Annotated in this window: 22 protein-coding genes and 1 tRNA gene; 16 read left to right on the top strand and 7 right to left on the bottom strand. The window is 65.2% G+C overall.

What is annotated here, in order from left to right; translation table 11 throughout:
* Positions 1–930 (bottom strand): TRAP transporter substrate-binding protein (locus AC1DVA_RS23730; protein WP_476807481.1); only part of this gene is annotated, 930 nt, incomplete at its 3' end.
* 62 nt (positions 931–992) lie between these two features.
* Between AC1DVA_RS23730 and AC1DVA_RS23725 the strand changes: the two genes are divergently transcribed.
* From AC1DVA_RS23725 to AC1DVA_RS23715, 3 genes are all read left to right on the top strand, one after another.
* Positions 993–2,003 (top strand): fumarylacetoacetate hydrolase family protein, encoded by a 1,011-nt coding sequence (locus AC1DVA_RS23725; protein WP_265052634.1) that lies wholly within the window; start codon positions 993–995, stop codon positions 2,001–2,003.
* Between the two features lie 8 nt (positions 2,004–2,011).
* On the top strand, positions 2,012–2,590 hold the full coding sequence (locus tag AC1DVA_RS23720) for a DinB family protein (RefSeq protein ID WP_265052635.1): 579 nt from the start codon (positions 2,012–2,014) through the stop codon (positions 2,588–2,590).
* Between the two features lie 94 nt (positions 2,591–2,684).
* Positions 2,685–3,218 carry a hypothetical protein gene (locus tag AC1DVA_RS23715; RefSeq protein ID WP_265052636.1) on the top strand — a complete coding sequence of 178 codons (534 nt, stop codon included), beginning with the start codon at positions 2,685–2,687 and terminating at the stop codon, positions 3,216–3,218.
* Here AC1DVA_RS23715 and AC1DVA_RS23710 read toward each other — a convergent pair.
* Positions 3,199–3,750, bottom strand: coding sequence for a GNAT family N-acetyltransferase (locus AC1DVA_RS23710; protein WP_476807480.1), 552 nt, complete (start codon positions 3,748–3,750; stop codon positions 3,199–3,201). The two genes, AC1DVA_RS23715 and AC1DVA_RS23710, sit on opposite strands and share 20 nt — an antisense overlap.
* 114 nt (positions 3,751–3,864) lie before the next feature.
* Here AC1DVA_RS23710 and AC1DVA_RS23705 point away from each other — a divergent pair, with 114 nt between their 5' ends.
* Positions 3,865–4,380, top strand: coding sequence for a CreA family protein (locus tag AC1DVA_RS23705; protein ID WP_442864929.1), 516 nt, complete (start codon positions 3,865–3,867; stop codon positions 4,378–4,380).
* A gap of 12 nt (positions 4,381–4,392) precedes the next feature.
* Here the strand turns inward: AC1DVA_RS23705 and AC1DVA_RS23700 are convergent, their stop codons facing one another.
* Positions 4,393–4,722: a hypothetical protein gene (locus AC1DVA_RS23700; RefSeq protein WP_265052638.1), complete on the bottom strand. Its 330-nt coding sequence runs from the start codon at positions 4,720–4,722 to the stop codon at positions 4,393–4,395.
* A gap of 329 nt (positions 4,723–5,051) precedes the next feature.
* Between AC1DVA_RS23700 and cysS the strand changes: the two genes are divergently transcribed.
* Both cysS and cimA read left to right on the top strand, forming a co-directional pair.
* Positions 5,052–6,602, top strand: a complete 1,551-nt coding sequence (cysS, locus tag AC1DVA_RS23695) for a cysteine--tRNA ligase (RefSeq protein WP_476807479.1) — start codon at positions 5,052–5,054, stop codon at positions 6,600–6,602.
* A gap of 103 nt (positions 6,603–6,705) precedes the next feature.
* On the top strand, positions 6,706–8,304 hold the full coding sequence (gene cimA, locus AC1DVA_RS23690) for a citramalate synthase (RefSeq protein ID WP_265052640.1): 1,599 nt from the start codon (positions 6,706–6,708) through the stop codon (positions 8,302–8,304).
* 123 nt (positions 8,305–8,427) lie between these two features.
* On the opposite strand, the gene AC1DVA_RS23685 is transcribed toward cimA, so the two are convergent.
* Positions 8,428–8,769, bottom strand: coding sequence for a hypothetical protein (locus tag AC1DVA_RS23685; RefSeq protein ID WP_265052641.1), 342 nt, complete (start codon positions 8,767–8,769; stop codon positions 8,428–8,430).
* A gap of 174 nt (positions 8,770–8,943) precedes the next feature.
* On the opposite strand from AC1DVA_RS23685, the gene AC1DVA_RS23680 reads away from it, so the two are divergent.
* Both AC1DVA_RS23680 and AC1DVA_RS23675 read left to right on the top strand, forming a co-directional pair.
* Positions 8,944–10,857 (top strand): ABCB family ABC transporter ATP-binding protein/permease, encoded by a 1,914-nt coding sequence (locus AC1DVA_RS23680; RefSeq protein ID WP_476807478.1) that lies wholly within the window; start codon positions 8,944–8,946, stop codon positions 10,855–10,857.
* A gap of 123 nt (positions 10,858–10,980) precedes the next feature.
* A complete protein-coding gene (locus tag AC1DVA_RS23675; protein ID WP_265052643.1) occupies positions 10,981–11,469 on the top strand; it encodes a hypothetical protein in 489 nt (162 codons plus the stop codon).
* A gap of 24 nt (positions 11,470–11,493) precedes the next feature.
* On the opposite strand, the gene AC1DVA_RS23670 is transcribed toward AC1DVA_RS23675, so the two are convergent.
* The gene (locus AC1DVA_RS23670) at positions 11,494–12,483 is read right to left on the bottom strand and encodes an SDR family oxidoreductase (RefSeq protein ID WP_476807477.1); all 990 of its coding nucleotides are present in this window, start codon (positions 12,481–12,483) and stop codon (positions 11,494–11,496) included.
* Positions 12,484–12,671: 188 nt separating this feature from the next.
* Here AC1DVA_RS23670 and AC1DVA_RS23665 point away from each other — a divergent pair, with 188 nt between their 5' ends.
* Entirely contained in the window at positions 12,672–13,415 is a 744-nt protein-coding gene (locus tag AC1DVA_RS23665) for a phosphatidylserine decarboxylase (RefSeq protein WP_265052645.1), read from the top strand.
* 79 nt (positions 13,416–13,494) lie between these two features.
* The gene (locus AC1DVA_RS23660; protein WP_265052646.1) at positions 13,495–14,340 is read left to right on the top strand and encodes a CDP-alcohol phosphatidyltransferase family protein; all 846 of its coding nucleotides are present in this window, start codon (positions 13,495–13,497) and stop codon (positions 14,338–14,340) included.
* A gap of 35 nt (positions 14,341–14,375) precedes the next feature.
* Here the strand turns inward: AC1DVA_RS23660 and AC1DVA_RS23655 are convergent, their stop codons facing one another.
* Positions 14,376–14,759 (bottom strand): hypothetical protein, encoded by a 384-nt coding sequence (locus AC1DVA_RS23655; RefSeq protein WP_265052647.1) that lies wholly within the window; start codon positions 14,757–14,759, stop codon positions 14,376–14,378.
* A gap of 300 nt (positions 14,760–15,059) precedes the next feature.
* Here AC1DVA_RS23655 and AC1DVA_RS23650 point away from each other — a divergent pair, with 300 nt between their 5' ends.
* The 5 genes from AC1DVA_RS23650 to AC1DVA_RS23630 all read left to right on the top strand — a co-directional run bounded on the left by AC1DVA_RS23650 (position 15,060) and on the right by AC1DVA_RS23630 (position 17,403).
* Positions 15,060–15,668 (top strand): Maf-like protein, encoded by a 609-nt coding sequence (locus tag AC1DVA_RS23650; RefSeq protein WP_476807482.1) that lies wholly within the window; start codon positions 15,060–15,062, stop codon positions 15,666–15,668.
* Positions 15,669–15,764: 96 nt separating this feature from the next.
* On the top strand, positions 15,765–16,586 hold the full coding sequence (locus AC1DVA_RS23645; RefSeq protein ID WP_265052648.1) for an SDR family NAD(P)-dependent oxidoreductase: 822 nt from the start codon (positions 15,765–15,767) through the stop codon (positions 16,584–16,586).
* Positions 16,579–16,782, top strand: a complete 204-nt coding sequence (yacG, locus tag AC1DVA_RS23640; protein WP_265052649.1) for a DNA gyrase inhibitor YacG — start codon at positions 16,579–16,581, stop codon at positions 16,780–16,782. The genes AC1DVA_RS23645 and yacG overlap by 8 nt, the downstream gene beginning before the upstream one ends.
* Positions 16,783–16,837: 55 nt before the next feature.
* Positions 16,838–17,104 carry a hypothetical protein gene (locus AC1DVA_RS23635; RefSeq protein WP_265052650.1) on the top strand — a complete coding sequence of 89 codons (267 nt, stop codon included), beginning with the start codon at positions 16,838–16,840 and terminating at the stop codon, positions 17,102–17,104.
* A 14-nt stretch (positions 17,105–17,118) separates the two neighbouring features.
* On the top strand, positions 17,119–17,403 hold the full coding sequence (locus AC1DVA_RS23630) for a hypothetical protein (protein ID WP_265052651.1): 285 nt from the start codon (positions 17,119–17,121) through the stop codon (positions 17,401–17,403).
* A gap of 610 nt (positions 17,404–18,013) precedes the next feature.
* On the opposite strand, the gene AC1DVA_RS23625 is transcribed toward AC1DVA_RS23630, so the two are convergent.
* Positions 18,014–18,089: transfer RNA gene (locus AC1DVA_RS23625), tRNA-Phe, on the bottom strand.
* Positions 18,090–19,227: 1,138 nt separating this feature from the next.
* Between AC1DVA_RS23625 and AC1DVA_RS23620 the strand changes: the two genes are divergently transcribed.
* Positions 19,228–19,957, top strand: a 730-nt coding sequence (locus AC1DVA_RS23620) for a hypothetical protein (protein WP_476807476.1), incomplete at its 3' end; no start/stop codon positions are given.

Below are 19,957 nucleotides of genomic sequence, written 5' to 3'. Positions count from 1 at the left end.
GACCGGCTCGTCGGCGATCACGAAGCCCGGCCGGCGCACGATGGCACGCGCGATCGCGATGCGCTGGCGCWGGCCGCCGGGGTTCACGAAGTCGTACTTCGCCAGCATCCAGTTGTTGGCCGCTTCGCAGGCGTTCTGGACGATGGCCTGATAGTGCTTCGGCAGCTTGGCCCAGGCATCCTTGCCGATGATCAGGTGCAGCATTGCGCCGCCCTCCCACCAGCCGGGGTAGTAGTAGTATTTCGCGACGCGGATGAAGCCGAGCTTCTCGTCGTCATAGGGGCCGACGAACTCGGCCGCGTCGATCGTGCCGCGCTCCAGCGCCGGATAGACGTCGCCGGGCGCGATCTGCGTCGGCACCACGCCGAGCTTGGCGAGAACCGCGCCGCCCATGCCGCCGATGCGGAACTTCAGCCCCTTGAGGTCGTCGAGACCAGTGAGTTCCTTGCGGAAGAAGCCGCCCATCTGGCAGCCGGAATTGCCGCAGGGGATCGAATAGGCATTGAAGCGGTCGAGCACGCCGTTCACGATCTGCTCGCCGCCGCCGAAATACCACCAGCTATGCTGCTGGCGGGCGTTGAGGCCGAAGGGGATGCCGGTGCCGAGCCCGAGCGTCGGGTCCTTGCCGATGTAGAAATAGGTGGGGGAATGCGCGCATTCGACCGTGCCGGAGGAGACGGCATCGAGCGCCTGCAGGCCGGGCACGATCTCGCCGGGTGCGAAGACCTGGATGTCGAACTTGCCGTCGGTCGCCTCGGATACGTATTTCGAGAACTGCTGCGCTGTGCCGAAGATCGTGTCGAGCGACTTCGGGAAGCTCGAGGTCAACCGCCATTTCACCTCGGGCTGGGACTGAGCGATCGCCGGCATCGCGACCGAAGTCGCCGCGGCGGCGAGCGCCCCCGTTTTCAAAAAGCTGCGACGTTCCATATGGTCTCCTCCCGAAGGCTTGTTGCGTCCTTATTGGCGCGTCCGCGAAGGAATGAAAAGAGATGAAGCTTGCCTCGCTCTCGCATGGCCGTGATGGCCGCCTCGTCGTCGTCTCGCGGGACCTGACGCGGGCGACCGACGCCTTTCCCGTCGTCGCGACCCTGCAGGCGGCACTGGACGACTGGGAGCGCCATGCCCCGCGTCTGGCCGACCTTGCCGAGAGTCTGGAGCACGGCTCGGTGCCGTCCTTCCGCTTTCATGAGCACCATTGCGCCGCGCCGCTGCCGCGCGCCTATCAGTGGCTCGACGGCTCGGCCTATGTGAACCATGTCGATCTCGTCCGGAAGGCGCGCGGCGCGGCCATGCCGGACAGTTTCTGGACCGATCCGCTGATGTACCAGGGCGGCAGCGACGTCACACTCGGGCCGCGCCAGCCGGTGCTGGCACGCAGCGAGGAGGACGGCATCGATTTCGAGGCCGAGATCGCGGTCGTGACCGGCGACGTGCCGATGGGTGCGAGCCGCGCCGAGGCGCTCGGGCACATCCGGCTCATCATGCTCGCAAACGACGTGAGCCTGCGGAATCGGATTCCCGGCGAATTAGCGAAAGGCTTTGGATTCGTTCAGTCAAAGCCTGCCTCGGCCTTCTCCCCGGTCGCGGTCACGCCGGACGAGCTCGGCTCCGCCTGGCAGGACGGCAAGCTCAGCCTGCCGCTGCTGGCCCAGGTTAACGGCACGCTCTTCGGCAAGCCCGATGCCGGTGTCGACATGACTTTCGATTTCGGCACGCTCGTCGCCCACGCCGCCGCGACGCGGCGCCTCTCCGCCGGAACGATCATCGGCTCCGGCACGGTCTCGAACCGCGATTCCGATGGCGGCCCCGGCAGGCCTGCCGCGGAGGGCGGGCTGGGCTATGCCTGCATCGCCGAGCAGCGCATGGTCGAGACGATTCGCCAGGGCGAGCCGCAGACGCCGTTCCTGCGCTTCGGCGACACGGTCCGCATCGAGATGAAGGATGCCGCCGGGCATTCGATCTTCGGCGCGATCGAACAGGAGATCCTGCCTCATGTCTAAGCCGCGCGATGTCTGAGAGCGCGGGCCGCCATGGGCCGTTGAGCGCCCATTTCCGCAAGATGGCGCATAACAACGCCTGGGCGAACTGGCGGCTGCTCTCGGCCTGCATGCGGCTCGGCGACGAGGCGTTCACGGCGACGCGCACGAGCTTCTTCCCCTCGCTGCATGAGACGCTGAACCACAACCTGATGGTCGATCTCTATTACATCGACGCGCTCGAACGCGGCGGGCTTGGCCGGCAGGTGTTCGAGCGCTTCCGACCCTTCGACTTGAGCGGGCTGTTCCAGGCGCAGACCGTGGCCGACCGCCGCCTGATCGCCGTCTGCGACGGGTTCACGGACGCCACTTTCAGCTCCACCGTCGCCACCGACCGCGGCGAGCATGGCGCGATCGAGGAGCGGATCGACGACCTGCTGGCGCATCTCTTCCAGCATCAGATCCACCATCGTGGCCAGGCCCATGCGATGCTGGCCGGCACCGAAGTCCCTCCGCCGCAGCTCGACGAGTATTTCCTGCTGTTCGACTCGCAGCAGACGCGCGTCGAGCTGCGCCGCCTCGACCTGCTTCCACCGGAAGAGTTGCTCTGAGCCGGGAAGGCGGGCTTGCCGTGCTTGGCGGCGGCCCGCGCGCCGGATAACCTGATCCGGAAGCGCCGATGTCTGCCGCGAGAGCCGAGATGCCATGACCGAGACCGTGCCGTTCTATTCGACCACCATACCGCTCGCCTTCTTCATCTGGGGCCCGGTGCTGGTGGTGGTGCTGTTCTGGGCGGTCGGCTTCTGGTCGAACCGGCAGGGCGTGCCGCGCATGCTGGAGAGCGACTGGGATGGCTACAACGTCGCCGATGTCGAGAAGCTGTTCTCGCTCTATGGCGAGAAAATTCGCGCCCGCTACCGCAACCGCGTGCTGCCGGCCGATGTCGCCTGCGCCTTCACCTATGCGATCGTCGGCGCGCTGCTGATCGTCGGGCTCGGCATGCGCGGGCAGCCCTGGTGGGTGGCGGCGCTCTGCGGCGGGGGCTGGCTGCTCGGTGGGCTCTGCGATGTCGCCGAGAACTTCGCTGTGGCGCGCCTGCTCGACCGTTACCCCCAGGTCGATGGCGGCAATGTCGCCTTCGCCAGCGCGATGACGCGGCTGAAGCTCGTCCTCTTCGCGCTCGGCGTCGTCGGCGCGCTCGTCGCGGCCTATCTCGTCTTCAAGCCTCTGGCGAGCTGAGCTTCAACCAATCGCCAAGCGTGAGCTTGAGACAGGCGGCAGGCACCGCCGGTTCGCCGATGAGGATATCGGGGTCGGACGGCTCGGCTTCGAAGCCGAGCCGCTCCGCCAGACGCAGCGAGGCGCTGTTGAGCGGATGGGTCGTGATGGCGATCGCCGGGAAACCGAGCGTGCCGAACGCATGGTGCAGCAGGCATATCGCCGCTTCCCCGGCATAGCCCTTGCCCCAGTGGCGCACTTCGAAGCGATAGCTGAGCTGGACATCGTCCACGGGCTCGCCATCCGGAATGAGGCCGACATAGCCGGTGAACTCGGCCGGGTCCGCCCTGGCGAAGACCGACCAGTAGCCGAGCCCCTGCGCGACATGGCTGAAGCTGCGTGCCGCCACCGCGTCTCGCCCCATCGCCGGATCGCCGATAGCCGCGATATGGCGCATCACCTGCGGATCGGCGTTCATGCGGGCGATAGTATCGATGTCGTCGAGCCGGCGCGGGCGCAGCAGCAGTCTCTCGCTTTCCAGTTCTGGCAGCACGAAGCGATCCTTCTCGATGAGGCGACAGCGCACACCCTCAGAACTCTGGTGCAGTGCCTGCGGGCTTCCCATATCCTGCCGGGCGCCAAGCTGAAACGCGCCGGGAGAATGGGAATGCTGCTTCGTCGTTGGGTCCTGGCCGTGCTGGCCCTCACCCTGTCAGGAACGATGCTGTCGCCGGCCACGGCGCAGGAGGATCTGATCTTCCGCAAGTCGACGGTCTGGAAGATGCTGACCCCTAACGACAAGCTCGCCGTCTACGGCGTCGACGATCCGATCATCGATGGCGTCGCCTGCCACTACACCGTGCCCGAGAAGGGCGGCGTATCCGGCATGTTCGGCGTAGCCGAGGAAGTCTCCGAGGTCTCGCTCGCCTGCCGCCAGGTCGGCCCCATCAAGTTCAAGGAGAAGGCGGAGCAGGGCGATGTCGTCTTCCGCGAGCGCCGCTCGCTGGTCTGGAAGAAGATGCAGATCGTGCGCGGCTGCGACGCCAAGCGCAACGTGCTGGTCTATCTGGTCTATACCGACAAGCTGATCGACGGCTCGCCGCAGAACTCGACCTCGACCGTGCCGATCATGCCCTGGGGCGCATCCGGCGAACCGCCGAAATGCTCGGAGTGGATCAAGTGAGCGGAAGGGCGATCAATCGCTGCAGGTGATGCTGAGCGGCTGCTCGGCCACCTGCGTCGGGCTCGGCCGCGCGACCGTGCCCGTGAAATCCTCGCGGTCGGCGACGCCGAAGGCGACCGCCTTGCCGAAGCCCTGGGATTCGCACCAGGCGGTGGCGACGATCTTGCCGCATTCCGCCTTGGTGGAGATGCAGTCGGCGACGCCGTAGCCGTCGCTGGCCGGGATCAGGAAGGTGCGCGGCTCGTTGGCGGCGGCCACCGAGCGGCTGGACGGCATCACCGAGAGCGAGATGCCGGCGGCAACGATCCCCAGCAGTCCGACGAAGGCCACGGCGCGGCGCATGAATTGAGTTTCCTGGTGACGACCGGCGGAGAACCCGCGAATCGGGATGATGGTTCCGGCCGGTTAAATTTGAATGAAGCGCGGCAACCTTGGTGCAATGCTGCATTGCAGCAATCGGCCGCCCTCTTGACGGAAAGCTTGCGGAAAGGCAATCAGTTCTTCCCATGACGCGAGCCGCCATCAACAGCCCTTGCATTATTTGCCGCTAGCTTTCGCTGGCCGGCTGCTCACGTCCTCGTCCTGAAAACGAACCGACAAAAGCGCCCCGGCCAGCGGCCAGGTCGTTTTTTGCTTTTCGCCGTTTCGTTCGTTTTCAGGATTTAGCCCCGATGTCGCCGACCCTGAGGCTCTACAACACGCTGACGCGGACGAAGCAGGACTTCGCGCCGATCGATCCGTCGAATGTGCGGATGTATGTCTGCGGCCCGACGGTCTACGACTACGCCCATATCGGCAATGCCCGCCCGGTCATCGTCTTCGACGTGCTCTACCGGCTGCTGCGGCACATCTATGGGCCGGATCACGTCACCTATGCCCGCAACCTCACGGACGTCGACGACAAGATCAATGCGCGCGCCGCCCGCGATTTCCCCGGCCTGCCGCTGAACGAGGCGATCGCGAAGGTCACCGAGACCACGACGGCGCAGTTCCACGCCGATGTGGATGGGCTCGGCAACCTGCGCCCAACGAGCGAGCCACGGGCGACCGAGCATATCGAGGAGATGAAGGCGATCATCGAGCGCCTGATCGCGCGCGGCGTCGCCTATGTCGCCGAAGAGCATGTGCTGTTCCATGTGCCCGCGGTCTCCCATCTGACGAAGGCGCCGAAATACGGCACGCTCGCCCGCCGCTCGCTCGACGAGATGCTGGCCGGCGCGCGGGTGGACGTCGCGCCCTACAAGCGCGACTCGATGGATTTTGTCCTGTGGAAGCCGAGCCGTGATGGCATCGACCCCGGCTGGCCGTCCCCGGCCGGCATCGCCACGCCCGGCCGCCCCGGCTGGCATATCGAGTGCTCGGCCATGTCGATGGCGAAGCTGCTGACGCCCTTCGGCGGCGGGCTTGCTTGCGACGACCCGGCCAAGAACGTCTTCGACATCCAYGGYGGCGGCMTCGATYTSRTCTTCCCGCAYCAYGAGAACGAGATCGCCCAGTCCTGCTGCGCCTTCGGCGGCGGGGAGGGCTCAGCCCGCATGGCCAATATCTGGATGCATAACGGCTTCCTGCAGGTCGAAGGCGAGAAGATGTCGAAGTCCCTCGGCAACTTCGTCACCATCAACGAACTGCTGGCGACGGAGACTTTCGGCGGCCGGACCTGGCCGGGTGAGGTGCTGCGCCTCGCGATGCTCAAGACCCATTATCGCCAGCCGATCGACTGGACGGTGAAAGCGCTGGAGGAGGCGGAGAAGACGCTGGACCGGTGGTATGAATGGCTTGAGGGAACGCCGATCGACGATAAGGCAGCCCCTATTGGTGCTGTTCTTGAACCTTTGTTCGACGATCTGAATACGGTCGCTGCGGTCGCTCAACTACATCCGCTGTTTTCTTCAAGTACCGCCGGCGCGATGATGGCCGGCGATGTATTGGGCTGGGATATACGTGATCCAGCTACGGCGTCAGCCGTTGTTGCGGCTGCGCGCGTGCTGGGGCTCCTAAACCACGATCCAGCCGTCTGGAAAGCGAACAAGAAGGCAGCTCTGGCGATTGATGAAGAGCAGGTGGAACGCCTGATCGCGGCCCGTCTCGCTGCCCGCCGCGCGAAAAACTTCGCCGAATCCGATCGCATCCGCGACGAACTTGCCGTCATGGGCATCGCGCTGAAGGACGGTAAGGAAGCCACAACTGGCGAGCCGACGACCACCTGGGAGGTGAAGCGATGAGCCCGAAGATCCGCCCTGCCGGCTCGCTTTCCTTCGCCATCAAGCTGGTCATGCTGGCGATGGTCGTGCCGCGCGTCGTTCGCTTCAAGCTCCGGCGCGAGCGATGACGGGCGCTCGCGTCCAGCTCTTCGACACGACGCTGCGCGACGGCGCCCAAACCACCGGCGTCGATTTCTCGCTCGACGACAAGCGCGCCGTCGCCGCCCTGCTCGATCGGCTTGGCGTCGATTATGTCGAGGGCGGCTATCCCGGCGCCAACCCGCTCGATACCGCCTTCTTCGAGCACAAGCCGACGAAGCAGGCGAAGTTCGCCGCCTTCGGCATGACCAAGCGGGCAGGGCGCTCGGCGGCGAACGACCCCGGCATCGCGGCGCTGCTGGAGGCGAAGGCCGACGCCATCGTCTTCGTCGCCAAGAGTTGGGACTACCACGTCCATGTCGCGCTCGAGATCTCGCTGGAGGAGAACCTCGCCGGCATCCGCGAGAGCGTGGAGGCGGCGAAGGCGGCCGGCCGCGAGGTGATGCTCGACTGCGAGCATTTCTTCGATGGCTACAAGGCCAATCCCGATTATGCGCTCGCCTGCGCCCGCACGGCCTATGAGGCCGGCGCCCGCTGGGTCGTGCTCTGCGACACCAATGGCGGCACGCTGCCGGACGAGGTCGGCGCCATCGTCCGCGAGGTGACGAACACCGTGCCGGGCGACAATCTCGGTATCCACGCGCATGATGATTGCGGCTGCGCCGTCGCCAATTCGCTGGCGGCCATCGAGGCCGGCGCACGCCAGATCCAGGGCACGCTCAACGGCTTGGGAGAGCGCTGCGGCAACGCCAATCTCGTCACGCTGATCGGCGCGCTGAAGCTGAAGGAGCGCTATCGCGACCGTTTTGAACTCGGCGTCAGCGATGCGCAGCTCGCCGACCTCGCCCATGTCTCGCGCGCCCTCGACGAGATGCTGAACCGGGCGCCGAATCGCCACGCGCCCTTCGTTGGCGCCTCGGCCTTCGCCACCAAGGCTGGCATCCACGCCTCGGCGGTGCTGAAGGACCCGCGCACCTACGAGCATGTCGCCCCCGAGGCGACCGGCAACACCCGGAAGGTCCTGGTTTCCGATCAGGGCGGCAAGTCGAACCTCGTCGCCGAACTCGAGCGCATCGGCGTCACGCTCGGCCGCGACGACCCGCGACTGAACCGGGTGCTGCAGGAGGTCAAGGACAAGGAGGCACAAGGCTACGCCTTCGAGGGAGCCGATGCCTCGTTCTTCCTGCTGGTGAAGCGCATCCTCGGCGAGGTGCCGGATTATTTCGCGGTCGAGCGCTTCGCGGTAAATGTCGAGCGCCGCTACAATGCGCTGGGCGAGCTAGTCACCTTTTCCGAGGCGATCGTGAAGGTGAAGGTCGGTGACGACGTGCTGATCTCGGCCGCCGAAGGCGATGCCGGCCCGGTCAATGCGCTCGACATCGCCCTGCGCAAGGATCTCGGCCGCTACCAGTCGCTGATCGGGGGCCTGCGCCTCGTCGACTACAAGGTCCGTATCTTCCAGGGTGGTACCGATGCAGTCACCCGCGTGCTGATTGAATCTGGCGACGAGACGGGCGAGCGCTGGACCACGGTCGGCGTCAGCGCCAACATCATCGACGCCTCGTTTCAGGCGCTGGTCGACTCGATCACCTATAAGCTGGTGAAGGCCGGCGCCACGGCGTGAGGCGCCGAAACGTCATGCCCGGGCTTGCCCCGGGCATCTCTTGCGGAAGAAGGCTCCTACCTCTTCGTCCCGTCACTCTCGGGTCTGCGCTTCGCTCCGCCCGAGAATGACGCGCTCGTCGCCTCACTCCGTCAGGCGGATGACGCGGTCCCGGCACAGATCCATGTCGGCGTCGCTGGCAGCCTCGTCGTCGAATTTCCCCTGCACCGTATAGGCACAGCCCTGCGGCTTGTTGAGCTTGAGCGCGACGCTCTTGCCGGGCGCCAGCGGCTTGGCGAGCTTGGCGACGAGACGGGGTTGCTCGCCGGCGGTGGCGATCTCGAAACTCGTCAGCGGCACGGTGCGCTGATTGGTGATGGTGACCTGCGCATGCGGCTTGCCGGCCTGCGCGGCGGCGGGCAGCGTGGCCAGAACGAGAGCGGCGGCGGCGCCGAGCCCCATGGCGATAAGATGCTGATCTCTCATGGTTGTTTCTGTCCCCGGTCGTGAGCGTCCTTGCGCTCTGAGCCGGATCAGACACCGGGCTTTCGGCGAGAGCAAGGCGGCTTTCGGGCAAGGGCGCGCAGATGGCACCGCGTTCCCCCATGCATTGGCGTCCGATTGCGCCTATATGAGCGCACCAACTGGAATCGTTTGAAAATGTCCCTGCCGTCAGCGCCGCCTCCGGCGCCGAGCTTCTCCCGTTCCGCGATCCTCCAACCGGGTTCCGGCTTCTTCGCCACCTTCCGCGCGCTCTGGCCCTATCTCTGGCCGGCGGAACGCGCCGATCTGCGCGGTCGCGTCGTTGCCGCCTTCGCCCTGATGGTGGCGGGCCGCCTGGTGCTGATGGGGGTGCCGTTCAGCTTCAAATGGGTAACCGACGCCCTGGCCGGCACCTATTCGAATCTGGAGAGCTGGCTGCCCTGGCTGGTCGGCGCGCCGCTGGCGCTGACGGTCCTCTACGGCCTCGCCCGCGTCGGCTCGGCCGCCTTCGTGCAACTGCGCGACGCCATCTTTGCGCCCGTGTTCATGCATGCGGTGCGGACGCTCGCGCTGCAGACCTTCGGCCATCTCCACCATCTCTCGCTGCGCTTCCACTTGGAGCGCAAGACCGGCGGCCTGACCCGCGTGCTGGAGCGCGGCCGCAACGGCATCGAGGAGATGGTGCGCCTCGGCCTCAACCAGCTCGTGCCGGTGATCATCGAGGTCGTGCTGATCATCGCCGTGCTGCTTTATCTATTCGACTGGCGCTACGTCGTCGTTCTGGTCACGATGGTCACGGCCTACATGACCTACACCATCAAGGCGACCGAATGGCGCATCGCCATCCGCTCGGCGATGAACGAGTCGGACACGGACGCGAACGCCAAGGCGATCGACTCGCTGCTCAACTACGAGACCGTGAAGTATTTCGGCGCGGAAGCCCGCGAGACCGCGCGCTACGATCAGTCGATGGCGCGCTACGAGCGCAACTCGATCAAGTCCTACACCTCGCTTGCCTGGCTGAATTTCGGCCAGGCCGCGATCTTCGCCGTGGGGCTGACGCTCTCGATGGTGATGGCGGTGCGCGGCTTCCAGGCCGGCACGAACACGGTCGGCGATCTCATCCTGATCAACTCGATGCTGATTCAGCTCTACCTGCCGCTGAATTTCATGGGCACCGTCTATCGCGAGATCAAGCAGGCGACGCTCGACATCGCCCAGATGTTCTCGCTGATCGGCCGCGACCCCGAGATCCAGGACAAGCCCGGCGCGTTGCCCCTGGATGTCCGGGCCGGGGAGGTCGCGTTCGAGGATGTCCACTTCGCCTATGTGCCGGAGCGGCCGATCCTGCGCGGCGTCTCGTTCAAGGTCCTGCCGGGGCAGACCGTCGCCATCGTCGGCCCGTCCGGCGCCGGCAAGTCGACGATCTCGCGGCTGCTGTTCCGGTTCTACGAGCCTCAGGAGGGCCGCATCCTGATCGACGGCCAGCCGATCGCGGATATTCAGCAGGTCAGCCTGCGCGCCGCCATCGGCATGGTCCCGCAGGATACGGTGCTGTTCAACGACACCATCGGATACAACATCCTCTACGGTCGCCCCGAGGCGACGATGGAAGAAGTCGCGGAAGCTGCGCGGCTCGCCCAGATCGACCGCTTCATCCGTCTGTTGCCGGAAGGCTACGCGACCTCGGTCGGCGAGCGCGGCCTGAAGCTTTCGGGCGGCGAGAAGCAGCGCGTCGCCATCGCCCGCACCATCCTGAAGGGCCCTCCGGTCCTCGTCCTCGACGAGGCGACCTCGGCGCTGGATTCCTTCACCGAGAAGGAGATCCAGGACGCGCTCGACCGGGTCAGCGAAGGCCGCACCACGCTCGTCATCGCACACCGGCTCTCCACCGTGGTCAATGCTGACGAGATCATCGTGCTCGACAAGGGCATCATCGTCGAGCGCGGCCACCATCGCGACCTGCTCGCGGCGGACGGCGTCTATGCGGCCATGTGGAACCGCCAGCGTGAGGTCGACGAGGCCAAGGCCACGCTCCAGCGTGCCAACGAGGCCGAGGGCGAAAGCGTCAGGGTGAGCCTGACGTCCTGAGCATCACAGCGGCTGCGTTCGAAAGCGGCGCGGCGGCCTCCCGGCTAGTTTAAAACCTCTCGCAACTTCATCGCCTTTCCTGCATGCTCCGCCGGCAGACCAAGCCATCGGGGGAAGGCGACTGTGTTCGATCCGACGACATTTGTAGGTTTTCATACCTGGCTCAGCCTGATCGCCATCGTCGCCGGATTCCCGGTCGCGGCCGGGCTGTTGCAGGGGCATACGCGGCCGGGCTGGACCGGCGTGTTCCTGTCCACCGCCTTCGCGACCAGCGCGACCGGTTTCGGCTTTCCGTTCAACGGCATCCTGCCGTCCCACATCGTCGGCGCGATCTCGCTCGTGCTCGTCGCGATCGCCGGCTTCGCGCTGTATGGGCGCAGGCTGGAAGGGCCCTGGCGCCGGACCTACGCGATCACGGCGATGCTGACCTTCTACCTGCTGGTCTTCGTGCTGGTGGCGCAGATGTTCGCCAAGATTCCTGCGCTGCGGGCGCTGGCGCCGACCCAGTCCGAGCCGCCCTTCGCCATCGCCGAGAGCTTCGTGCTGTTCGTGTTCGGCTTCGTCACCTGGAAGGCGGCCGTGCGGTTTGTCCAGATGCCGAGGCTCGCCTAGCGCGAACCACGGCTGTCCGGCAGTTCAGTACCCGCCGATGATCGGCAGCACCTCGCCGGTGATGTAGCTGGAGCACTGGCGCGAGGCGAGGAAGACATAGGCCGGAGCGATCTCCTCCGGCTGGGCCGGCCGCTTCATCGGGACCTTGGCGCCGAACTGGGCGACGTCCTCCGCCGTCTTGTCCGTGGGGTTGAGCGGGCTCCATACCGGCCCGGGCGCCACCGCATTGACCCTGATGCCACGCGATACCAGATGCGCCGCAAGCGAACGCGTGAAGGCATGGATGCCGCCCTTTGTCGTGGCGTAGTCGATCAGGTCCTTGCTGCCGTCGAGCCCGGTGACGGAACCCGTGTTCACGATCGCGCCGCCATGCGGCAGGTGCTCCACCGCGGCCTTGGCCATGTGGAAGTAGCCATAGAGATTGGTCTTCATCGTCGTGTCGAAATGCTCTTCCGTGAGATCTTCGAAATTGGCGGCATGAACCTGGAAAGCCGCGTTGTTGACGAGGATGTCGAGCTTGCCCAATCGCTTGACCACTTCCTTGGTCGCCTTTCGGCAGAAGGCGGGATCACGGACGTCGCCCTTGATCGCGATCGCTTTGCGCCCCTCTGAAACGATAGCTTCGACCGTCGCGGCGGCATCCAGCGTCTCGTCGAGATGCAGGATCGCGACATCCGCACCCTCGCGCGCGAACAGCACGGCGACAGCGCGCCCGATACCCGAGTCGCCACCGGTGATGAGCGCGACCTGGCCTTCGAGCTTGCCCGAGCCCTTGTAGAACGGGGCGTCGTACATCGGCGCCGGGTCGAGCTGCGCTTCGCTGCCCGGCTTGGCCTGATGCTGTTTCCTGAACGGCGGAACGGGATAGGCGCGGGCGCCGGCCTGCATCGCCTCGGTCTTTTGCTTCGGCCGCGCGCGTTCGGCCTGCGCGACCTGCTTCTGGATTCGCCGCTGTTGCTGGACGGCTGCTGCAACCCGTTTGGTCGTCCCGGTTTTGGCCGTTGCCTTCGCCATGGCTCGCTCCTGTCTGGATGGCTTTCCTTGGCTGGTGAACGGGTGCGGGCTGGGACGGTTCCGGCTTTTGCGCCTTTTGAACGGTGCATCTGTCGCGATGTCGCAGTTTCCGGGCTTTCCCTGAGGGCCGGAACGCCCTAAATCAGCGCAACGCCGCGGCCGGCACCGCCGCTGCGGCAATGCAATTGATGTGCGCCCGGCGCGCCGACAGCCTAACGGAAACCCGCCTCATGTCCCTCGTCGATTCCGTCCGCAAGGTGATCGTGCCCATCCACAAGGAGGGCTATGTCTTCATCGCCATCGGGCTGGTCGCGACCATCGTGCTCGCCAATCTCTGGTCGCCCTTCGGCTGGATCGGCGCGATCATAACGGTCTGGATCTGCTATTTCTTCCGCGACCCCGTCCGGGTCACGCCCCAGCGCGAAGGTCTCGTGATCTCCCCGGCCGATGGCCGGATCAGCCAGATCGCATCGGCCCTGCCGCCGCCGGAGCTCGAATTGCCGGCCGAGCCGATGACCCGCGTCTCGATCTTCATGAATGTCTTCGACTGCCATGTGAACCGCGCGCCGGTTCCGGGCCGTATCGCCAAGATCGCCTATACGCCGGGCCTGTTCCTCAATGCCGAGCTCGACAAGGCGAGTGACGACAACGAGCGCAACGCGCTGGCGATCGAGACCTCCTCAGGCATCGTCGGCGTCGTGCAGATCGCCGGTCTGATCGCCCGCCGCATCGTCCCGTTCGTCAAGCAGGGCGACACGTTGGCGACCGGCGAGCGCTTCGGCCTCATCCGCTTCGGCTCGCGCGTCGACGTCTATCTGCCGGCGCATGTCGTGCCGCTGGTCGGCGAAGGCCAGACCGCGATCGCCGGGGAGACGGTGCTGGCCGACATGAGCGGCAACGAGCCGGTCGCGCGCAGCTTCCGCGATATCTGAGAGGCAGGGTGGGGACGGCGTGCCCCATCGCTCCGCCCCGCGCTAGCGCCCGCTCGCGAAACCGCGTATTTCGGCTCGCATGAGCGATCTGTTTCCCCCCTTCGAACCCGAGCGCGTCGAGTCCCGGCGCGCCCGCTTCAAGCCGATCCCGTTCCGGCTGCTGGCGCCGAACGTCGTCACGTTGCTAGCGCTCTGCCTCGGGCTCACGGCGATGCGCCTTGTGGTCGAAGGCAAGCTCGAGACCGCGACGATCTGCATCCTGATCGCTGCGGCCCTGGACGGCGTCGACGGCCGCCTGGCCCGCATGCTCAAGGGCACCTCGCGCTTCGGCGCCGAGCTCGATTCGCTCTCCGATTTCGTCAATTTCGGCGTCGCCACCGGCTATGTGCTGTGGATTTTCGTCCTGCACGACCTGAAGTCGTTCGGCTGGATCATCGTGCTGACGCTCGCTTGCGCCATGGCGCTCAGGCTCGCGCGCTTCAACGTCATGATCGACGACCCGGACCGGCCGGACTGGCAGAAGAACTTTTTCGTCGGGATGCCGGCGCCCGCGGGTGCGATCACGGCGATGCTGCCGGTCTATCTGCAGGCGATCGGCGTGCCGGTTCAGGACTATGGCGCGCCCTTCGTCGGCATCTACATCCTGTTCATCGCCTTCCTGACGATCTCGCGCATCCCCTGCTATGCCGGCAAGACGCTCGGCACCCGCGTCCCGCGCGACCGGGTCCTGCCGATCTTCGTCGCAGTGGTGATCGTGGCGGGGCTGCTCTTCGCCTATCCCTTCGAGGTGCTGTCCCTCGTGGTCGTGGCCTATCTCGCGCTCATCCCGTTGAGCGTTGCGCGCTATCGCAAGCTAGAGCGCGAACACAGCCTGCCAGCGCCTGTTGCCGGGGCCGCCGAGCCTGCACCGCAAGATACGGTCTGAAGTCTTCCTTCCGGACGTCGCCGCGCTCGATTGGGCTAGCGGCGGCTCCCGCTGAGCCTGGCGGCATTGGCACGGGTCCGCCGTGCGAAGGGTTCGAGCGTACTGTCTGCAGCCCGGACCGCTGCCGCAGCCATGTCGAACTGACCGGGCGGGTTGAGGGCAAGCCCCCACCAGAACGCCGTGGCGGCCTGCGTCGCGGCGAGGCTGCTCTCGACCATGGCCGAGAGCTTCTCCATGACGGCGTTCGTCGCCTCGTGCTGGCCGCGGCTGTCGCCGAAGGCGCCCTTCAGCAGGATCGGCATCCGCATGGCGATGGTGATACCGGCTTCCGCCTGCATGGCCATCACACGCGCGGCAAGCACCTGTGCATCCGCTCCAGCCGCGACGGCGGAGCGCGATGGCTTGCGCGAACTCGGCATGGGCGAACTCCGGAAACACAGTCATGAACGGCGTGACGCCGAGGGGGATGGAGTCTGCCGCCCGCAGGCGGGCTTGGCAACCCGTGGTATACCAGTTCTCCCGCCCAGCTTTTATGCGCCACGCGCAGAACCAGCGATTGCAGAAGCGGCTGACATGCATCTTGCGCGTTTCGGTTGCCGATTTATCGCGCCGTCGAAATGTTCTAAGGCTGATGCCGCGCCGGTCGTCTCGGCGTCTGAAATGCGTCGGGAAGCCTTTTGAGCCTGTTCTCCTCCCCCAAACATCCCGGCTGGCGGCCGATGCTGGTGCTGGCCTCGGCTTCGCCGCGCCGTCTTGCCTTGCTCGAGCAAGMGGGCCTGAAGCCGGATGCGCTGCTGCCGGCCGATCTCGACGAGACGCCGCATAAGGGCGAGCGGCCGCGCGATCTCGCCCGCCGCCTGGCCCGCGAGAAGGCGGAAGCTGCGCGCGAGGGCGCCAAGGCGCGGGCCGATCTCGAGGGTTGCTACATCGTCGCCGCCGATACGGTGGTCGCCGTCGGCCGGCGCATCCTGCCCAAGGCCGAGATCGTCGACGAAGCCGCCGCCTGCCTGCGCCTGCTCTCGGGCCGGGCGCACCGCGTCTACACCGGCGTGGCGCTGGTGACGCCGTCGGGCGCGATCCGGGATCGGATCGTCGAGACGCGGCTGCGTTTCAAGCGCCTCTCCACCGAGGATATCGAGAACTACCTCGCCTCGGGCGAATGGCGCGGCAAGGCGGGCGGTTACGCCGTCCAGGGCATCGCCGGCTCCTTCGTGATCAAGCTGGTGGGCTCCTACACCGGCGTCGTCGGCCTGCCGCTTTACGAGACGGTCAATCTGCTCGGCGGCGAGGGCTTCCCGATCCGCTTCGGCTGGATGAACGCAGCCTGATCGCAGGGCGGGGGTTGCCTGTTCGCGATCGACGCCCGATCCTCACGGGGCAAAGCGCGCCGGGCTGACAAGGCGCGCGACGGAGGATGACACGCAATGACCGGACGTCTGAGAGGCAAGGTCGCGATCGTGGCCGGGGCGGGGTCGATCGGCCCGGGCTGGGGCAACGGCAAGGCGACCGCCACGATCTTCGCCCGCGAGGGCGCGAAGGTGATCTGCGCCGACATCAACCGCGACGCCGCCGAGGAAACCGCCGCCATCATCCAGAATGAAGGCGGGCAGGCTTTTGCCGTCCAGGCCGACGTCACCAGAGCCGATCAGGTGGCCGATCTCGTCGGCCGCGCGCTCGGCCGCTACGGCCGCATCGACATACTCGACAACAATGTCGGCATCGCCGAGGTCGGCAGCGTCGTCGATCTGCCGGAGGAGGTCTGGGACCGCGTCTTCAAGGTCAACCTCACCGGCGCATTCCTGGCCATGAAGCACGTCATCCCGGTGATGCAGCGCCAGTTCGAGGAGACGGGCGAGGGCGGCTCGATCATCAACATCTCGTCGATCGCCTCGATCCGCCATACCGGCGTGCCCTATGCCAGCTATTCGGCGACCAAAGCGGCGCTGAACCAGCTGACCCGCACGACAGCGGCACAGTTCGCGCCGCAGATGGTCCGCGTGAACGCGATTCTGCCTGGGCTGATGAAGACCCCGATGGTCGAGCATTCGGCCGGCCTCGCGCAGGCCTATGGCGATGGGGATGTCGAGGCGATGTGGGCGGCGCGCGCGGCGCAGGTGCCGATGGGGCACATGGGCGAGGCCTGGGATGTGGCCAATGCCGCCCTCTTCCTTGCCAGCGATGAAGCGCGCTATGTCACCGGCATCGAGCTCATCGTCGATGGAGGCATCACGCTCAAATATGACTGAAACCGACACGCCTGCGCCGGCCGCGAAGCCTTGTCCGATCTGCGGGAAGCCAGCGCTCGCCCTTTATCGGCCGTTCTGCTCGAAGCGCTGCGCCGACATCGACCTCGGCCGCTGGCTGAAGGGCAGCTATGTGATTCCGGGCGAGCCGGTCGAGGAAGCCGAGGAAACGCCGGCGCCACGCGATGGCGACGACTGAGCGACGGGTGCGATCCCTTGCTGCAAGCCAGACTTCGATTTGCTAGGCTGCGGGAATGACTGATTTTCCTGACATCATTCGTTCGCCCCTGTCGCAGAGCTTCACCGACGATGGCGTGACCGTTCAGGTCGAGATCTACAGGATCGGTGGCACCGATGGCTGGACGCTTGAGCTCGTCGACGAGGACGGCGGCTCGACGGTCTGGCAGGACAGTTTCGCCACGGATGCCGAGGCTTTCGCGGAGTTCACGGACGGGGTGGAGCAGCTCGGCCTGGCGAAGCTGATCGACCCCGACGACGACGACCTCGCGACGGTGCACTGAGCGGCCTCGGCGCCATGGCCTACACCGATGAGCTCGACGCCGTCGTCGCCCATGAGCTGCGGCTTCGCCGGCGGATTGCGACCCGCATCGCCGAAGAGGCCGGCGCTTCCGCCGAAGGCGGCCCGTCCGAAGACGCCTTGGCCGCGGCGGACGCCGCGATTGAGGCCTGGCGCACCGAGGGCGAGGAGCAGCAGGACCTGGCCGCCTTCAGGCCGCTGGGACCGCTTCAGCAATTGCTGGTTGAGCATCAAGGCATCGTCGAGCGGATCGACGACATGCTCGACAGACGCTTGGGCTAGGGTTCTGGCGCGACAGACGCCGGACCAGGCCGACGATAGGCCCGCACGGCTTCCGCGGCGATCAGTGGATGACGGGTCGCGGGATCTTTGGATCTCGCCTTGGCGAGCGGCTTTTTCCGAACGGATCGACACGGCGCCCGCCGCTTTCGGGCAGGCTTGGCCGAGCCGGGTCAGGGTAAGAATTCGACATCGAAACCCTGGTTGCCGCAGTATCCATCCTGTGCTGGTGTCCTCCCACGAACAAGAAATGCAGGGAGGCCCACATGCTGCCGAGCAGTCGTGTCCTCGCCATCTGGACGAGGACGGCAATCGTTGCCGCCATCTTTACGGCCGTCGTGCTGCCGATGGCCCTGGTGCGATAGTCCACGAGCCTGACGCCGATTTAATCCAGCCGTAACCGCCGAGCGTGCCGGCTCCCTCTAGGAGCGTAATCGCTCGTCTTTGGAATGCGACAGCCAGACATGGCGCTCGAAGATGAGACTGGCGCCAGCGCCGGCGGAGAGGGGGCACGTCTCTGGGAGAAGGCGTTGCTCCCTCTTCGACAGGCCGTTCGGAATACGGGCCGCATCAGCCAAAGAGAGACGGTGATCTAGACGCTTAGGAAAAGAAATGGTGCCCAGGGGCGGAATCGAACCACCGACACTGCGATTTTCAGTCGCATGCTCTACCAACTGAGCTACCTGGGCGCCCCGGGAGCGCGAAGCGCCGTCCGTGTTGGTTGGGGCGATATAGAGGCTGTCGTCAGGTTGGAGGTATCGATATACCTAGGGTTTCCTCACGCATCATATGTCTGCTGCTGGCCCGTTTTCTACACCGGTCGGATACCACGACGAAAGCCCCTATGCGATGGTCTCATGCTTCTCGCCTACGAGGCACAGCAGCGCTGGTTTGCCTGCGGGTACCCTGGGCTCCTGATGGGTGTTCGCTCTGACCACTGGATGTCCTCGGCTTCCTGCGGTGCCCCTTGGCTGCACTAGCCAACTTATAGGCCCCATAGCCCGCCGCGCCGAGCAAGAGAGCCGGCACCGGGAGCCGCGATATCAATACCGTGAGAGGCACAGAGAGCTTGACCGGGAGAGTGCCCTTTGCGACTTCGCGAGCCACCAGAAGGCCCGCTAGACCAGTTAGTGGTGATTTGAGCATGGGCGGTTCTCCTGATGATATCGATAGGACGGAGGCAGAACGCGGGATATGCTTGAGCGTTCCCGTGAGGGCTTGGGCGTCAGTAAAGGGAGACGGTCCTCCTAGGCATCTTGACTCATTCTCGGTTTATGTTCCTATTTTGATCGTATGCAGAGACGAGCCATGGAACATGAGAATTCACGCGAGCCTGAAGCTCCGGCGATCAGCGACGCTGACGTGGACGCGGCTCTAGCCGAGTTCAACGGCGATGCTCGGGAGGCCATCAGGGCTCTCTTGCATGATCTAGATGCCCTCGCTAGGGACGCTGATCGGCTAGTCTCGCATGGCTATGTGCGGGGCCGGCAACCGTGGAGAAAGGGCAATTCCGACAACCGGAGGAGGGTGGTCTGATGGTCCAGAAGTCCAAGCGGTCCCTACATTCCAGCAAGCCGATGAGATCGATAGGGAGGTCAGAAGCTTTCAATGGTGGGTCAGGCAATGGGCCGTAGTTCAGTGTATCTCGGCCTGGACCGTCTGAACCCTGTTTGGGGCTCATGACACGCATACTTTATGGCGAGAGAGATGGCAGGGGTTACCGAAGGGAATACGGTGAAGGTGGGACGGAATAGGGCGATAAGAACAACAACCTAAGTAGGTCCTATGGCAATTGTCAGCTTTCTGCTCAGCGCTAAGGCGCCCGGCATGTCCTTCGACGCAACACCTCCAACGGAGCTTCAGTTCGAGGCATCCGGAACACCCAATTGCTTAATCAGGCTGCGTCAGTGGGATCGAGACAATGGGGAGAGGGGGCTTGAGGTCCAATGCTCGGCAGCATTCGAGGTCTCAGAATGGGAGAGGGACTTTATAGCTGCTCAGCTAGAGCGCAGATATCTTGCCTCAGCTACCATGCCCTTCAAGCTACCTTATCGACTTAACGGCGAAACTCACATCGAAGCGGACGGATCGATGCGCGATGGGTTTGGCATTCCCTTCGAGTTTCTCCCGCCCGAAATTCAAGCGCTATGTGGAAGGGCTCGGGAGCATCTTACCGCCACCCTCTCCCGCTTCATCAAACTTCTGCGTTGGGAACAAGCTTCGCCTGGGGCTCATGCCCTATTTGAATATTCGCCTAGTCTATATTGGGCGTTGGGGCGTGAGGACTACCACAAGCATGTTAAGGCGCCCCGTGAGGATTTTGAAACGAGTGCGTTGGGCGGCGTCAAATGGGGGGCGGGGCATGAAGAGCGCATGGCTCTCCTATGGAGTTCGGAAGGCGTTGAGGAGCCGTTAGCGCACGAGTTGCTGCGGGAAGCTTGTTATCTGGCGAATGGAGGCTCGCCTCGATCTGCGCTGCTGATTGCAGTTAGCGCAGTGGAAACTGGATTGAAGAACCACATAAGCCGGCATGTGAAGAGTTCCGGCTGGCTTGTAG

This window comes from Allobosea sp. P4_C6 (assembly GCF_056402015.1).
Note: the sequence above shows the minus strand (reverse complement) of the source record. Positions and strands in the feature narration are given on the sequence as shown.

Bases quoted from the DNA above. Each gene is read 5' to 3' on its own strand.
- AC1DVA_RS23700 (WP_265052638.1), bottom strand. From the start codon at position 4,722: ATGCGCCGCGCCGTGGCCTTCGTCGGACTGCTGGGGATCGTTGCCGCC.
- AC1DVA_RS23670 (WP_476807477.1), bottom strand. From the start codon at position 12,483: ATGGCGAAGGCAACGGCCAAAACCGGGACGACCAAACGGGTTGCAGCA.
- AC1DVA_RS23680 (WP_476807478.1), top strand. From the start codon at position 8,944: ATGTCCCTGCCGTCAGCGCCGCCTCCGGCGCCGAGCTTCTCCCGTTCC.
- cimA (WP_265052640.1), top strand. From the start codon at position 6,706: ATGACGGGCGCTCGCGTCCAGCTCTTCGACACGACGCTGCGCGACGGC.
- AC1DVA_RS23725 (WP_265052634.1), top strand. From the start codon at position 993: ATGAAGCTTGCCTCGCTCTCGCATGGCCGTGATGGCCGCCTCGTCGTC.
- AC1DVA_RS23685 (WP_265052641.1), bottom strand. From the start codon at position 8,769: ATGAGAGATCAGCATCTTATCGCCATGGGGCTCGGCGCCGCCGCCGCT.
- AC1DVA_RS23660 (WP_265052646.1), top strand. From the start codon at position 13,495: ATGAGCGATCTGTTTCCCCCCTTCGAACCCGAGCGCGTCGAGTCCCGG.
- yacG (WP_265052649.1), top strand. From the start codon at position 16,579: ATGACTGAAACCGACACGCCTGCGCCGGCCGCGAAGCCTTGTCCGATC.
- AC1DVA_RS23705 (WP_442864929.1), top strand. From the start codon at position 3,865: ATGCTGCTTCGTCGTTGGGTCCTGGCCGTGCTGGCCCTCACCCTGTCA.
- AC1DVA_RS23655 (WP_265052647.1), bottom strand. From the start codon at position 14,759: ATGCCGAGTTCGCGCAAGCCATCGCGCTCCGCCGTCGCGGCTGGAGCG.
- AC1DVA_RS23645 (WP_265052648.1), top strand. From the start codon at position 15,765: ATGACCGGACGTCTGAGAGGCAAGGTCGCGATCGTGGCCGGGGCGGGG.
- AC1DVA_RS23715 (WP_265052636.1), top strand. From the start codon at position 2,685: ATGACCGAGACCGTGCCGTTCTATTCGACCACCATACCGCTCGCCTTC.
- AC1DVA_RS23720 (WP_265052635.1), top strand. From the start codon at position 2,012: ATGTCTGAGAGCGCGGGCCGCCATGGGCCGTTGAGCGCCCATTTCCGC.
- AC1DVA_RS23630 (WP_265052651.1), top strand. From the start codon at position 17,119: ATGGCCTACACCGATGAGCTCGACGCCGTCGTCGCCCATGAGCTGCGG.
- AC1DVA_RS23635 (WP_265052650.1), top strand. From the start codon at position 16,838: ATGACTGATTTTCCTGACATCATTCGTTCGCCCCTGTCGCAGAGCTTC.
- AC1DVA_RS23665 (WP_265052645.1), top strand. From the start codon at position 12,672: ATGTGCGCCCGGCGCGCCGACAGCCTAACGGAAACCCGCCTCATGTCC.